This is a genomic window from Phyllobacterium sp. LjRoot231, assembly GCF_964253365.1.
In the GTDB taxonomy this organism is placed as follows: domain Bacteria; phylum Pseudomonadota; class Alphaproteobacteria; order Rhizobiales; family Rhizobiaceae; genus Phyllobacterium.
Window position 1 is genome coordinate 2,063,430 of record NZ_CAXUQT020000001.1, and the last position, 14,316, is coordinate 2,077,745.

13 protein-coding genes and 1 pseudogene are annotated in these 14,316 nt (G+C 57.3%); 11 read left to right on the top strand and 3 right to left on the bottom strand.

Features of this window, described 5'->3' with window-relative positions; genetic code table 11:
* Window positions 1-5: 5 nt before the first annotated feature.
* The 4 genes and pseudogenes from ACSQ3H_RS10140 to arsH form a co-directional block, all read left to right on the top strand.
* Window positions 6-113, top strand: a pseudogene (locus tag ACSQ3H_RS10140) (arsenical-resistance protein); the annotation flags it as partial.
* An 11-nt stretch (window positions 114-124) separates the two neighbouring features.
* The gene (locus ACSQ3H_RS10145) at window positions 125-832 is read left to right on the top strand and encodes an aquaporin (protein WP_436116942.1); all 708 of its coding nucleotides are present in this window, start codon (window positions 125-127) and stop codon (window positions 830-832) included.
* Window positions 829-1,257: an arsenate reductase (glutaredoxin) gene (gene arsC / locus ACSQ3H_RS10150; protein ID WP_436119404.1), complete on the top strand. Its 429-nt coding sequence runs from the start codon at window positions 829-831 to the stop codon at window positions 1,255-1,257. Before ACSQ3H_RS10145 ends, arsC begins: the two co-directional genes overlap by 4 nt.
* A gap of 1 nt (window position 1,258) precedes the next feature.
* Window positions 1,259-1,960 carry an arsenical resistance protein ArsH gene (gene arsH / locus ACSQ3H_RS10155; protein WP_436119405.1) on the top strand — a complete coding sequence of 234 codons (702 nt, stop codon included), beginning with the start codon at window positions 1,259-1,261 and terminating at the stop codon, window positions 1,958-1,960.
* 238 nt (window positions 1,961-2,198) lie between these two features.
* Here arsH and ACSQ3H_RS10160 read toward each other — a convergent pair whose 3' ends face one another.
* Complete coding sequence (locus ACSQ3H_RS10160) at window positions 2,199-2,585, bottom strand: YciI family protein (RefSeq protein ID WP_436116943.1); 387 nt, start codon at window positions 2,583-2,585, stop codon at window positions 2,199-2,201.
* Between the two features lie 183 nt (window positions 2,586-2,768).
* On the bottom strand, window positions 2,769-6,116 hold the full coding sequence (locus tag ACSQ3H_RS10165) for a PAS domain-containing protein (RefSeq protein ID WP_436116944.1): 3,348 nt from the start codon (window positions 6,114-6,116) through the stop codon (window positions 2,769-2,771).
* Window positions 6,117-6,858: 742 nt separating this feature from the next.
* Between ACSQ3H_RS10165 and ACSQ3H_RS10170 the strand changes: the two genes are divergently transcribed.
* From ACSQ3H_RS10170 to ydiK, 7 genes are all read left to right on the top strand, one after another.
* On the top strand, window positions 6,859-7,323 hold the full coding sequence (locus ACSQ3H_RS10170; protein WP_436116945.1) for a hypothetical protein: 465 nt from the start codon (window positions 6,859-6,861) through the stop codon (window positions 7,321-7,323).
* Between the two features lie 561 nt (window positions 7,324-7,884).
* Entirely contained in the window at window positions 7,885-8,532 is a 648-nt protein-coding gene (locus ACSQ3H_RS10175; RefSeq protein WP_436116946.1) for a hypothetical protein, read from the top strand.
* Window positions 8,533-8,852: 320 nt separating this feature from the next.
* Entirely contained in the window at window positions 8,853-9,347 is a 495-nt protein-coding gene (locus ACSQ3H_RS10180; protein ID WP_436116947.1) for a hypothetical protein, read from the top strand.
* Between the two features lie 137 nt (window positions 9,348-9,484).
* The gene (locus tag ACSQ3H_RS10185; RefSeq protein ID WP_436116948.1) at window positions 9,485-9,943 is read left to right on the top strand and encodes a hypothetical protein; all 459 of its coding nucleotides are present in this window, start codon (window positions 9,485-9,487) and stop codon (window positions 9,941-9,943) included.
* Window positions 9,892-11,319 (top strand): type I secretion system permease/ATPase, encoded by a 1,428-nt coding sequence (locus ACSQ3H_RS10190; protein WP_436116949.1) that lies wholly within the window; start codon window positions 9,892-9,894, stop codon window positions 11,317-11,319. Before ACSQ3H_RS10185 ends, ACSQ3H_RS10190 begins: the two co-directional genes overlap by 52 nt.
* A complete protein-coding gene (locus tag ACSQ3H_RS10195; protein ID WP_436116950.1) occupies window positions 11,316-12,224 on the top strand; it encodes a hypothetical protein in 909 nt (302 codons plus the stop codon). The genes ACSQ3H_RS10190 and ACSQ3H_RS10195 overlap by 4 nt, the downstream gene beginning before the upstream one ends.
* Window positions 12,225-12,509: 285 nt before the next feature.
* Window positions 12,510-13,586, top strand: coding sequence for an AI-2E family transporter YdiK (gene ydiK / locus ACSQ3H_RS10200; RefSeq protein WP_436116951.1), 1,077 nt, complete (start codon window positions 12,510-12,512; stop codon window positions 13,584-13,586).
* Between the two features lie 258 nt (window positions 13,587-13,844).
* Here ydiK and ACSQ3H_RS10205 read toward each other — a convergent pair whose 3' ends face one another.
* On the bottom strand, window positions 13,845-14,186 hold the full coding sequence (locus ACSQ3H_RS10205) for a hypothetical protein (RefSeq protein WP_436116952.1): 342 nt from the start codon (window positions 14,184-14,186) through the stop codon (window positions 13,845-13,847).
* Window positions 14,187-14,316: the final 130 nt, after the last annotated feature.

Sequence of the window (14,316 nt, forward strand, 5' to 3'; positions counted from 1 at the left end):
AAGCTATGTCCATTTTTGAGCGTTCTCTCACCCTTTGGGTGGCTTTGTGCATCACCCTCAGCCCGGGTGCGTTCCGGGCCATCGATTCCGCCGAAATTGGCCGCAATCTACCGACGGTGGGTTGATGGCTGTGATACCAGACCTGTCCCGCCGCCTCGCGGCAGAAGCACTCGGAACGGCGATGCTCGTTGCTACCGTCGTCGGTTCGGGAATCATGGCCGACCGACTGACCAACGATGTGGCGCTTTCCCTGCTCGGCAATACGATCCCCACTGGCGCGATCCTGGTGGTGCTCATCACCATTCTGGGACCAATCTCAGGCGCACACTTCAATCCGGCAATGACGATGGTCTTCGCGCTCCGGCGGGACATCGAGGCGAACGCAGCACTCTCATACATCGTTGCGCAGATCGCGGGCGGTATAGCCGGATCGCTCACGGCTCACGCGATGTTCGAGCTCCCCATCGTCGAAATTTCGACGACGGTTCGCACCGGAACGGGACAGTGGATCGCGGAAGCCGTGGCAGCCTTCGGGCTGGTCTTTACCATCCTCGCCGGCCTGCGCTTCCGGCCGGATGCAATTCCCTGGCTGGTCGGACTCTACATCACCGCCGCTTACTGGTTCACCGCCTCGACATCGTTTGCCAATCCGGCCGTCGCGATCGCGCGTGCACTGTCGAACACTTTCGCAGGAATCCGGCCCGTCGACCTACCCGGCTTTATCATTGCAGAGTTTCTCGGCGCATTGCTCGCAATGGCGCTGGCCAGCTGGATGCTGGCGGATCAGAAACCCGCGTCCCAAGCGCTTAACAATCTGAAGGGTATTGAATAACCATGGATGTCACCATCTATCACAATCCGTCTTGCGGCACGTCACGCAACACGCTTGCGCTGATCCGCAATGCCGGCATCGAGCCGACAATCATCGAATACCTGAAATCACCCCCCGCTCGCCAGAAACTTAAAGATCTGATCCGGCGGGCAGGACTGACGGTGCGCGAGGCAATGCGGGAAAAGGGAACGCCCTACGCTGAGCTCGGCCTCGATGATCGGTCGTTGACGGACGACCAACTTCTCGACGCCATGGAGGCCCATCCGATCCTCATCAACCGCCCCTTTGTTGTAAGCGAGTTGGGTGTACGGCTGAGCCGGCCATCGGAACTGGTCCTCGACATTCTGCCCACGCCGCAACAGGGAGCGTTCGCCAAGGAAGACGGCGAAGTTGTTATCGACTCCGAAGGAAAACGTGTTGTCTGATCTGCCTAATGTTCTCCCGGACGCGCTGCAAGCACTGGACCCTTCGAAGCTTTCGGGTCCACGTTCGACCCACCCTCCGCGTATCCTGCTGCTCCATGGCTCGTTGCGGAAGGTCTCTTATAGTCGCCTTCTGACCCAGGAGGCGGCGCGGCTGCTGGAGCATTTTGGCGCGGAAACCCGCATTTACGATCCAGCCGGACTGCCGCTTCCCGACGATGCGCCGATTGATCATCCGAAGGTACGGGAGCTCCGCGAACTGTCACTGTGGTCGGAAGGTCAGGTTTGGACCAGCCCCGAACGGCACGGCGCGATGACCGGCGTTATGAAGTCGCAGATCGACTGGATACCGCTCGCAATGGGTTCGATTCGGCCAACGCAGGGACGCACGCTTGCCGTCATGCAGGTGTCTGGCGGTTCGCAATCGTTCAACGCCGTCAATCAGATGCGGGTGCTCGGACGCTGGATGCGGATGATCACGATACCCAACCAGTCTTCGGTGGCGAAAGCCTACCAGGAGTTCGATGAGCACGGCCGCATGAGACCTTCCTCCTACTATGATCGCGTCGTTGACGTGATGGAGGAGTTGGTCAAGTTCACGTTGCTGACCCGGGATGTTTCCGGATATCTCACAGACAGGTACAGCGAACGCAAAGAGAGTGCAGCCGAGCTCGAAAAACGTGTGAACCTGAAGTCCGCGGTCTGAACTTCTTGTCCGGTTTTGGCGCTAAGCAGCCACTGGTCTGCCCGAGAGCAATCCTCCCGCGGAACAGTGACAGTCAGCCCATTGAGGATTCTGAGTTCGTAAGGGGACTCCATGCTTACGGTTTCACGTCTCTGGCCGGATGCCGGGTACGGCATGAAATCTTCTGATGAGTCAGAAAGCCCAGTCTGAGCCGGGACATTTGGACCTACTGTGCCGACGTTCCTCGTGTATGAAAGCCTTAATAGCTCTCCTCTTGGGCCGCCAGCGGCGCACCAGGGCGATAGAGCGAAATTGGTCGGATTTCATACACCGCGGTCGGATTGGCACGACGCAGGTCGCGCGCGGCCGCCACTGCTGCCTCGAGCGTTGGGCAATCCACAACATAGAAGCCGAGCAACTGCTCCTTGGTCTCGGCAAAGGGGCCGTCGGTGACCATGCCGGCATCCTTCCCACGCAAGGTCACGGCGCGGCGCGTCGGACCAAGCCGTGCGGCCGGGCCCAAACACTTTTCCCCGACGAGGCGATCATTGACCTGGAGCAGTTCGGCCATCAGCGCCGCGTCCTCCTCTTTGGTCCACGATTCGACCACTTGCTCTTCGTGATAGGCCAAGATGGCGTAGAACATGGATTGTCCCTCCTTGTGCATCAATCAAATTCCGCGAATCGAACCTCATTGCATATACTCCGCAGAGTCCAGGTTGACTCGACCGAAACGTGGCAACTCGTTGGATTCGGTTGATTGGATAGGTTCGATAGTCGACGAGCAAGCACTGGCAATATTCGTCGAACGACCGCGTCCCGATTAAAATCAGGTCTTGAGGCGCGAGAGGATGCCTTCCAACGTCTTGACGGCGCTTGCCTTGTCAAGCTTCTGCAAGTCTATGAGGATTTTCAGCCCGTCTTGCTCTTCCCGGATCGCTTTGCCATCTTCGACCATGTCGTCGATCCGCTGGAGCACCCTGTAGTTTCGCACTGGCTTGGCGATGCCCTTGGCCTTTATGGGTTCCCGCTCCTCGGCCAGGACCCTGTCCTTGACTAACGAATAGGCCGCGTGGCTCAAAAGAATGCCGCCAAGCTCGGCATGGGACTGCAGCCTGGCGGCCAGATTCACTTCACCGCCGATGATGGTGTACTCCATGCGGTCTTCGCTGCCGAAATTGCCGACCGTGCAATAGCCCGTGTTGATGCCGATCCGCAACTGGAACGGCTTCTGTAATCCCCTGTCACGCCATTCTGTCTGCAAGTCCCACATCCGCCGCTGCATCGCGATCGCCATGTTGACGCAGGCCATCGCATCCTCCTTGACGCCCCGCGTCTCAGGATCGCCAAAAAAAGCCAGGATCGCATCGCCGATATACTTGTCAACGGTCGCGCCGTGCGCCAAAGCGATCTTCGTCATCTCCGTCAGATAGTGGTTGAGCAGAGCCGTCAGTTCCTCGGATTCCAGATCATCTGTCGTCTCGGTGAAATCGGCGATGTCAGAAAAGAATATGGTGAGCTTCTTGCGGCTCGAGGCTATCCTTACTTCCTGTGTACCCGCGAATATCGATGAATAGACTTGGGGTGACAAATATTTCGACAGCTTGTTCGACAAAGCCTCCAGCGTCTCGTTCTTCTCGGTCACGAGCGCATTCGCCAGCTCAACCTTGGACTTGGCCTTACGGATCTTTGCTTCGGCCTGCTTGATTGCGGTGATGTTCGTGTACACGGCAACGGTTCCGCCCTCTGTCGTCTTGCGCTCGTTGATTTGAATCCAGCGGCCATTGGCTCGCTGTTGTACATGGGGTTGGCCCGGTTGCCTGTGTCTCGCCAGTCGCTCGTCGATCCACTCGTCAACGCGTCCTTTCGCGTCCTCGACAAGGCCTTGTTCCGCCGCGTTGCGGATGAGCATTTCGTACGGTGTACCCGGCGCTGGCGTGCCCAGTCCCGGATAGAGGAGTTCACCATAGGCGCTGTTGCAGACGATCAGCCGGTCCTCCGCGTCGTACAGCGAAAACCCCTCCGAGATTGATTCGATCGCGTCCGTCAGGCGCTGCTCGCTGCGCTGGGAAACGATCTCCGCGTGCTTGCGCGCGGTCACGTCGCTCCACGAGCCGATGACTTCAAGCGGCTGGCCATCCTTGTCGCGGATCAATTGCTGTTCGTCGTTCACCCAGCAAAAGCTGCCGTCCTTCTTGCGGAATCGATACTCGACCGTGTGGCGGCCTTTTTTGTACAAGTGGACGGATTCGGACTCCACCCAGGCCAGGTCGTCGGGGTGCACCCGGTCGCGCCAGAAATCGGCGTTCTCCAGGTACTCGCTCGGCTCATATCCGAGCAAGCTCTTGATATTCTCGCTGATGATGATGGGCGCGTAGTCGCCGGTCGCCTTGAAGCTGTAGATGACCGCAGGCGCAGACGATAACACGCGCACGAGGCGGTCCTGGGAGGCAACCAAAGCTTCGCTGATTTGCTTGCGGGCTGTAATGTCGTTCCACGCACCGACCACCTCGATCGGATCGCCTGCAGCGTTACGCTGCAGCTGCAGATCGTCACTGATCCAGCAATAGTTGCCGTCCTTCTTGCGGAACCGGTACTCGTTGGCGATACGACCTTCCTCGAAAAGCCTCGCATAATCTTTCTCGATGCGCGGCAGATCCCCGGGATGCACACGGCTGCGCCAGAAATCCGGGCTCTCGAGATATTCCTCACGCTCGTATCCGAGCAGGTCCTTTACGTTCGGGCTGATGAACGTCGGCCAAAAGTCGCCCGTTGCTTTGAAGCTGTAGATCACCGCCGGCACACAGGTGAGTAGATATGAGACGCGATCCTGGGCCGCCGCCGCGGCTTCTTGCGCCCGCTTGCGATCGGTGATGTCGCTCCACGAGCCGACGATTTCCACCGGTTGACTGTCTGCGTCCCGGATCAAGTGCTGTGCGTCATTTACCCAGCAATAGGAGCCATCCTTCTTGAGAAATCGATACTCGACCGTATGGTGGCCTTCCTTGAACAAGTGGACAGACTCGGCCTCCACCGCGGCAAGCTCATCGGGGTGCACGCAGCGCCGCCAGAAATCCGCGTTCTCCAGGTATTCCTGCGGCTCGTAGCCCAACAAGTCCTTGATGTTCTGACTGACAAAGGTCGGCGCGAAATCTCCTGTCGCCCTGTAACTGTAGATCACGGCCGGCGAGCTGATCAGCAACTGGGACAGGCGGGCATGCGCAGCCGCCTTCGCTTCCTCCGCCGCCTTGCGCGCCGTAATATCGCTCCATGATCCGACGATCTCCAGCGGCTGGCCCTGCTTGTCACGGATCAGTTGCTGCTCGTCATTCACCCAGCAATAGGAGCCATCCTTGCGGCGAAAGCGATACTCCACCGTGTGGATTCCATTCTGGAAGAATTTGGAAATCGCCTCCTCGACGCGGGTCAGGTCGTCGGGGTGGACCCGGTCGCGCCAGAATGACGGGTCCTCCAGGTACTCGCCCGGCGCATAGCCGAACACGGTTCTGATGTTCTCGCTTACGAACGTGGGCGCGAAATCATCTGTCGCCTTGAAGCTGTAGATCACGGCAGGTGACGAACTCAGCAGCCGGGCCAAACGCTGCTGCGCAGCCGCCTGCGCTTCCTCCGCCGCCTTGCGCGCCGTTATATCGCTCCATGATCCGACGATCTCCAGCGGCTGGCCCTGCTTGTCACGGATCAGCTGCTGCTCGTCATTCACCCAGCAATAAGAGCCATCCTTGCGGCGAAAGCGATACTCCACCGTGTGGATTCCGTTCTGGAAGAATTTGGAAATCGCCTCCTCGACGCGGGTCAGGTCGTCGGGGTGGACCCGGTCGCGCCAGAATGACGGGTGCTCGAGGTACTCGCCCGGCGCATAGCCAAACACGGCGTTGATGTTTTCGCTTACGAACGTGGGCGCGAAATCACCGGTCGCCTTGAAGCTGTAGATCACGGCGGGTGACGAACTCAGCAGCCGCGCCAAACGATGCTGCGCAGCCGCATGCGCTTCCTTCAATTGTTCGCCGACCCTGCTGTCGCGGTCGCGCGTGGCGTCTCTTATGGCCTGCTCGATGACGGCGGCGGTGCCGTCGTTATCGAACTCGTCCGCCGGGATGTGTAGGATATGATGCAGAACGGCCGTCGCGTTCTTGGCGTATTCCCTCGCGGTCATCATGGTGTGGACCCCCATTCAAATGAGGCGTTGGGCTTAATTCTAGCACACGCGGTTCGTGTTAGTCTTTAGCGCGAAGTGGTTAGCTCAAGTGCCCACGGGTATACTTTAAATATTTTCTTCAAAGATGGACGCTTCACACCATCTGCGCCAACGCAACCGATCCCTTCTTTTCCAAGAAATAACCGAGTGCTCCATCAGCTCCGCGGAACCTATACATTGCAGGCGAATGTCCGCTTGCGGCGGATACAGTTGAAAAAGTCCAAAATCGGGGCTTACCGAAAAGTCGGCCATTTCGCGATCTGAGCGAATGTTGCCGTTCGATGCTGCCCCAATTCCGCTACACGGCTCACACGCTGCTTTCTCGCAAAATTGGGAGTCCCCCACGTAAATTTTCTGTGTCGGCCTCTACGGCCCTCCAAAATATCAGACGTTGTAGAAAACCGACTTTTTCAACAGTATCGGCGCAAAGCAGACCTTCACCTTCATCACACAAGCGTCGTTCTCCTTATGTGCTTAGAAAGTTGCATAAGGGCTACACCGGAACACAGCGATGGAGGACCTGCGGGGGATCGATCAGCATTCGTGGGGTGAGGTCAGGCTTCGTTCTTCGAGCCTAAACTGACACGTCGTGGACTTTGCAGCAGACAATGGCTGGAGCTTCGATTTTGAACTGTCGGGCAAGCCGATTCTTCCGCTCCAGTAAAAAATATTTGCTGAACCTTTGCTGGACCACGAGCGCGCTTTGAACATAGCTGCCGCTGAGGCGACCGGGCGGATGGCTCGTAGCCTGTCGATCCCGTTCGTTTTCCTTCACACCGGCTCTGAAAGTCGCATCACATTGTCGTTTTGGAACATGAAATTCGCCATGAGAGCACCAATCGAGTTAGATTGGTACGCTTTGTTTTCCGCTAACTCTGCTGAAGGAATAATCATGAACAGACCAACAACGGCTCTTCTTCCTTTGGTCTTAACTATCGGTTTGCATTCCCCGTTTGCATTTGCCGAAGAGGACAGTGCATCGCAGCGCGCAACCATCAACAAGATCATAAGAGGTGAGGGAAAGCCCGGTGAAACCGCTACAGCTAAGAACGGGGAAGTTATTTACACCGTTCTAGAAGGTGGCATCGTCGAAATCAGGAATTTACGCTACAACACGTTGCAACGTTTCAGTACAATAAAGTCGAACGATAACAACAGGTCAAAATAACGACGCTTATATTTGCCATTGTTCGCAACATGGCTTGCTGACGCGGATTATGCTGTCTGAGAGGTGGGTCCACAGGAAGCTACGCAGGTTCAGCCAACCGGCGCTATTGGCGCAAAGTGGACGCGCTTCAATGTTAATATGGCATTCGGATAATTGTGGTGGAGCGCGACTCGGTGCGCTCCTCTCAGATTCTCGCGAGTTCGACGAGCGTCCTTACGCCTCGCTCCATGCCCTACGGACTGATCCATTCGGGCGGTGAGGGCGTGACCGCAGCGAAGATGTTGGCGCAAGGGAGGCTCGTAAACGACAGAACCTTCCGTTCCCTGATCGTGCAACCGCGCACCGGCCGGCACGCTGGACTGCTTCAATGGCGTCATCGACGATCTCCGCATGCAGAAGCTCATACCGATAGGCCGCTTGATTTCACCCATTCCAATTAATTCATAGCGCTTCTACCCGGCGATTGTGGCCACAAATTATCGCCCGTCTTGGCGTCTATGTTTGATGTCCGAAAGGTGGGATTCTGTTTGCAAGGCTGGCGGCCAGCAAGGGAGACGCACGATGGAACCCGATGATGTAGACACCGAAGATCAAACCGAAACCGAGAACGACGATCTTGATATCGACGTCGGCCAGAATTCGGAAATCGACGACGACGTCGACACAGACGTGGCCGTCATCGGTTCACGGCCCGTCACCGTCGAACTCGATTCGGAGATCGATCAGGCAGGGGAAATGGATCAGGATGCCGACGTGGAAACAGATACGGACGGCTCGGGCGGCCGGGACATCGACGTCGATGTCAATCAGAGACCTGAGGTCGACGAGAGAATCGACGTGGATATCGAGGTCAGCGAAGGGGATGACGGAACTATCCTCGTAGAGATCGGTATCGATGTGGAAGATGATATCGAAATTGAAAGCGATGCGGATGTCGATGTGGGTGATGATGACGAAGACAGCATTGATGCCGCGATCGATCAGGACACGGAAAGTGATAGTAACATCGATGTCGACGTGGAAATTCGCGATGATATCGAAGCCGATGTCGATGTCGATATCGCCTCGCTCATCGGGACCTTAGTGGCAGGTATCGTCGATCTGGAGGATGATGATGACCTGACTGCACTCTATGTCGACCTTGATGAGGCCGCCACTATTGATGGCGATGTCGATGTGATCGTTGATCTCGGCGAGCTCGTCGCCTGAAGTTCCATTCGCCGGAACAAGCAAGCTGGAAGGAGAGCGTGCTCGGCGCCGGTTGCGATCCGCCTGACCATTTCGGTGCCGGACTACCCAAAGTGGCTCACCAGTTGAGGTGAGCATCACCCATTCAGATAAGCCAAGCAGCACAGGGCATCACCGTTTCGGTTGCATGCCAATTGGCAGCTATTTTCCACCACCCTGAAAAGACATGCTTCGGCGCATCGATGGGTACGTTGTACCGCATGGATCGGCGTCAAGCCATCGATCCGCTCCTGGTGTTGGATTGATGGAGCGGGGTTCCTCTAATGTGGGAGTGCAATCTCATGGACGAATTTGAAGACAATGACTTTGAGATAGACATCAATGCTGACATCGATCAGGACCTCGACCAAGATCAGGATCAAGACGTTGACGTGGATACCGACCAGGATTCTGATGTCGGTATCGACAATAACAATGACTCGGATATCGACAATGACTCCGATCAGGATGCAGACACGGACAACGACGCTGACGCGGACGCTGATTCAGATGCGGATACTGACAACGACGCTGATGCAGACGCAGATGCGGACGATGACAGCGACGCTGATGCCGACGCTGATGCCGATGGTGATGCTGATTCAGAGGCTACCGCTGATGCGGACGCCGATGGTGATGCCAGCAACGACAATGATACCGACAACACCGTCGACCAATCCAACGACAATGACGTAGACGTCGATCAGGAACAGAACGTCGACGTGGATGTCGATCAGGTACAAGAAGCCGAACAGAATGCCGATATAGACATCGATTTCGATTTCGACTTCGGTTGATCGCTTCGCTGAATTGCGGCGCCCGGACGTGTCCGGGCGTCGGCTCGGATGACCCTTTCGGCGGATTCCAGCCGTGCTGGAATTATGCAGCTTGGGCACATTCTATCGTTGTGACACTGCATGGAGACACTTTGCCCATGGCTCTCACCTGGATGAAAACGCGCGCAACGACCGAGATAGAGCGCGCATTCGATCTCTGCAAACCGTCATTGCTTCTGGTGTTTGTATTGAGTTTCTTCGTGAATCTTCTAGCGCTCACCGTTCCACTCTATCTCCTGCAGATTTATGATCATGTCCTGTCGAGCCGCAGTCTCGACACTTTGACAATGCTGACATTGATCGTCATCGTAGCGCTGGCGGTGAACGCCACTCTCGACGCGCTGCGACGTTCCATGCTCAGCCGGGTTGGTTCATGGCTGGACGATCGTCTTCAGGCTCCGGTTCTCATTGCAGCCGTACAATCGGCGCTGCGCGGCGATTCAGCGGCGGCGGCGCAAGCCTGGCGCGATATCGGTGGACTGCGCGCCTTCTTCGCCGGCACCGCGTGCACGGCCTGTTCGATCTTCCCTGGACACCGATTTTCCTTCTCGCGATGATTCTCGTGCATCCGCTCCTCGGCATGATCGGGCTTGCGGCATCGGTTGTCCTGATTGCGCTGGCGCTGCTCAACGAAATGGTGACCCGCAAGCTTTTTGCCCGTTCGAGCGCCGCCTGGGTCCAGAGCCAGCACCGGTTTGGATCGCTCCTGCGCAACGTCGAAGCCATCAGCGCCATGGGTATGCTCCCGGGTGTGGCTCGCCTGCTGCACGACGACCAGTTTCAAGCCAAGGAGGCACAACTCGCCGCCTCGGGCCGTGCGACGGTGATCCAGGCCGTCGCCCGCTTTGTGCGGCTTCTCGCCCAGGTCATTGTCATGGCCTGCGCTGCCTGGCTTGTCATCCTTCACGACATCAATCCGGCGGCTATCTTTGCGACCTCGATCCTTCTTGGCCGCTCGCTCGGGCCGGTCGAAGGTGCAATCAACACCTGGAAGGCGGTTACCAGTGCACGCCTGAGCTATGATCGTCTCAGGAGAATATTGGCGACTGCCCCGAAGTCTCGAAAGTCGATGCAGTTGCCGCGTCCCAATGGACAGCTTTCGGTCGAGCAATTGACGTTCCTGCCGCCCGGCGCGGAGGCTCCGGCGCTGCGCCGGCTCACCTTCGTTATCAATCCCGGCGAGGTTCTTGGCGTGGTCGGTTCGTCGGGAGCCGGAAAATCGACGCTCGGGCGTCTCATCGCAGGCACGATCGCCCCCACGGCAGGGCATGTCCGTCTCGACAATGCGGACGTCGGCATCTGGCTTGCCTCTGGCGGTCACCGCTATTTTGGCTATCTTCCCCAGGATATCGAACTGATCGGTGGCACGGTCCGTGAAAACATCGCCCGCCTGCAGGAGGCGCAGCCGGATGACGTGATTGCCGCTGCTTCGATGGTGGGAATGCATGACATGATCATGGGGCTTCCCCGGGGCTACGAGACCGATATCGGCGATGGCGGCATGCGGCTGTCGGGCGGACTGCGGCAACGGCTTGGGCTGGCGCGGGCGTTCTTCGGTCAACCGCGCCTGCTCGTGCTGGACGAGCCCAACGCCAGCCTTGATGCGGAGGGCGAAGATGCCTTGCGACAGGCGATCCAGGAGATGCGCAACCGGGGTTCAACCGTCATTGTCATCGCCCAGCGCCTTGGCATTCTCAACATGGCAGACAAGGTTCTGGTGCTCGACAACGGCACCATCAATGCCTTCGGCAACCGCCGTGACATTGCAGAAAAGATCAGGAACGGACGTACCAGCATTCCGGTCAGGCGGCCGCGGATCACAGCAGCTGCGCGGAGCGTCAAGCGACTGGGCTCCAAAGGGCGGTCAGAACAGTCGGAAACGATGACAAAGGGTGCCGTTGCGGGGGAGAAATCCGGGGGGAACGCGCCATGACTACTTCCAATCACGCCGTGGTGCGCCATCTTGCAGTAGTCGCGGCAAGGCCGCGTATGAGGCCCTTTTATCGTCTGCACCGCTTCGCCAGTCGAACCTTCTCTGCAACCGGAGCAATTGCATGGCGTTCCGGCATCGCCGTCAAACGGCGCCTTGCAAGTATCATGGCAAAGCTCCGCATGAAGCTGTTTGATCCTCTCCGCCTCCTTGCCAAACAAGCCGTTGCTGCCGTTGGCCCTTTCGCGAAAGGCTGTGGCATCGCCGTCAGACACCGCTTCGCGCTGATCCTGTCTCCGTCAGCGGAAATACCGCCCGATCGTCTGCGTCTTCTTCCCGGGAGCGCGTTTTATGCCTCTGGCACGTTTGCAAGCGGCCCCGCCGCCCAGGTCGCGTCTCGTCAGGCGACCAAACCGAAGCCCAGCCTGACACCATTCCACCAGCTGCGCTTCCTTGCCATTGGTGCTTTCGCGCTTGTGGGCATATTTGTGATCGGGCTTGGCGTTTGGGCAATCTACGCCCCGTTGGAGAGCGCCGCGATAGCGGGCGGTGCGATCGTGGCCGAGTCGAGCCGCAAGACCATACAACATCTGGAAGGTGGCATTGTCGGGCGCATTCTGGTAAAGGATGGCGATGAGGTCACAGCGGGGCAACCACTCATAAACCTCGACGACATGCGGGCCCAGGCAAACGTCCTCGTACTCCAGATGCAGCTCTGGGAAGCACAGGCGCTGGAGGCGCGACTGCTGGCGGAACGCGATGGCCAACAGGCGATCCAGTTTCCTCGACCCTCCGGCCCTATTACCGAGAGCAATCCGGAATTTGCGACAATCATGGCCGGGCAGGTCAAGATCTTCGATACACGCCGCAACTCTCCATTCATGCCAGTCCCCCCAAATGCTCGATAATCTTGCAGAGGAAGGGTATGAGCGCAACCCCAAATGCCGCATCACTGCGCCTCAGATCGAGTTCCCATCGATGGCTTCCCTGCAACCTCCATGGCAGGTGGGGGAGAGATTCTTTGTGATGTAGCCCATAACGGTCCAGTCTTAATAACGCTTCTGGCTTATGGCGCGTATTGATCAAATAAATTACCTTTGGATCGACAAGGCAGGATAACGTTTCCGCAACAATTGAACCACATCAGTTCTGTTTGCATCGATCCTGGATGCATTTGAATGAGGGGGGAAGAAATGGTCCAACCGCGTCAAGATATTACTCGGGTGACTCTCGCGGTGCTTTTCATAGGTGGCCTGCTTGTTAGTAGTGCTTGGGTAATGTCTCCATTCCTCCCCGCCATCATTTGGGCTTTGACTTTGGTTATTGCCACTTGGCCATTAATGATTTGGGTGGAACGTCGTGCTGGCAATCGGCGCGGTGTTGCCGTCCTGGTGATGACAATCGTTCTGTTGTTGGTGTTGATTGTGCCATTCTGGCTTGCCATCACTATGATCGTCGACAACATCGACGATATCAAAGGTCTCATACAAAGCGCCCTCACGCTTAGGCTACCTCCCGCTCCGGAATGGTTGGATCGGGTGCCACTTGTCGGGGCACGCGTGGGTGAAGCTTGGAGTAAACTAGCCGCTGCCAGTATGCACGAGCTGGCACCAAAGCTTGATCCCTATGCTGGCGCGGTGGCTCAATGGTTCGTATCCGCAGCAGGAAGTCTGGGCGGCATGTTCGTACACTTTCTACTAACAACCGCAATAGCCGCGGTGATGTACGCACGTGGCGAACAAGGAGCTGCTACAGCAATTCGGTTCGGTCGTCGTCTGGCTGGCGATCGCGGAGAGATGGCAGTGCGCCTGGCCGGACAAGCCATTCGTGGCGTGGCACTCGGCGTGGTGGTTACCGCCGTTGCGCAGAGCGCGTTGGGCGGTATCGGGCTGCTTGTTGTCGGTATGCCATTTGCTTCGGTGCTGACCGCAGTTATGTTTATCTTGTGCCTGATCCAGATTGGTCCGGGGTTGGTATTAGTCCCGGCGGTCATTTGGATGTACTACTCTGGCGATGCGACATGGGCAACGGTACTTCTGGCGTTCACAGTTGTCGCCGGGACGATGGATGGCTTTCTCCGCCCTTTTCTAATTCGCAAGGGAGCAGACTTGCCGTTATTGCTTATTTTTGCGGGCGTCATCGGCGGTTTGGTGGCATTTGGGATGTTGGGAATTTTTGTTGGCCCGACGCTTCTGGCGACCGCCTATACCCTTTTGCAAGCATGGATGGCGGAAACCGATGACGAACAGTCGTCGTCCGTAGGCACCTGATTCGGTGGAGGTGGAAACGTATAAAGTGTCATGGCGAAAGTAAGGTATACTTTCAGCATCAGCACTCCACTGAACCGCGCGGAACAACCGCTATGGTGGCCACCAGTGTGGCAATTAACGCCATGATCGCCGCGCTTGCGCAACGTACATCAGCAAATAGAGCCTCGCGCTGGCGATGACGCAATCCACGAATTCACGTCGATGACCCAGCGGAACAGATCAAAGAAGACCAAGAATCGTATTGTGAACGTCTGAGCTTCAGTCTCCATCGTCTCGGTCATCATCATCATCATCGTCATCGTCGAATCTCGAAGGATCGACGACCGGGAGCAGGAAGACACGCCAGTCCTCGTGACCACCAGGCTCGCCCGACTGGCCAGCCGTCGCTCGGCTAGCTTGCCAGGTTTCGGCCTCCTTCGGGAGCGCTCCACGCAAATTGATTTCCGAGACACCGTCCCAGAGGGAACGGCCTTGGTTTTGGAACACATGCAGGTCCCGCCGTAACGCCTTGTCCGACAGACGCGCCCTGGCATCATCTTCAGTTGCCGCGTCAAAAGCGACAATCCCTCGTCCTGAAATCTCGGCCACGTATAAGGTCATCTTTGATCCTCTCAGAGCTGGGTTTATGGGCCTCCGATGGCTGAAAACGTACAGTGCAAAGCCAGCGCCTTTAGGTCTGGGTTCAGAAGTCTTGTTTCCAGCACACTTCGCACCATGTGTTGCGCTCATC

Coding starts and splice junctions, on each gene's coding strand:
- ACSQ3H_RS10160 (WP_436116943.1), bottom strand. CDS start 2,585: ATGTTCTACGCCATCTTGGCCTATCACGAAGAGCAAGTGGTCGAATCG.
- ACSQ3H_RS10180 (WP_436116947.1), top strand. CDS start 8,853: ATGGACGAATTTGAAGACAATGACTTTGAGATAGACATCAATGCTGAC.
- ACSQ3H_RS10185 (WP_436116948.1), top strand. CDS start 9,485: ATGGCTCTCACCTGGATGAAAACGCGCGCAACGACCGAGATAGAGCGC.
- ACSQ3H_RS10165 (WP_436116944.1), bottom strand. CDS start 6,116: ATGATGACCGCGAGGGAATACGCCAAGAACGCGACGGCCGTTCTGCAT.
- ydiK (WP_436116951.1), top strand. CDS start 12,510: ATGGTCCAACCGCGTCAAGATATTACTCGGGTGACTCTCGCGGTGCTT.
- ACSQ3H_RS10195 (WP_436116950.1), top strand. CDS start 11,316: ATGACTACTTCCAATCACGCCGTGGTGCGCCATCTTGCAGTAGTCGCG.
- ACSQ3H_RS10145 (WP_436116942.1), top strand. CDS start 125: ATGGCTGTGATACCAGACCTGTCCCGCCGCCTCGCGGCAGAAGCACTC.
- ACSQ3H_RS10205 (WP_436116952.1), bottom strand. CDS start 14,186: ATGACCTTATACGTGGCCGAGATTTCAGGACGAGGGATTGTCGCTTTT.
- ACSQ3H_RS10175 (WP_436116946.1), top strand. CDS start 7,885: ATGGAACCCGATGATGTAGACACCGAAGATCAAACCGAAACCGAGAAC.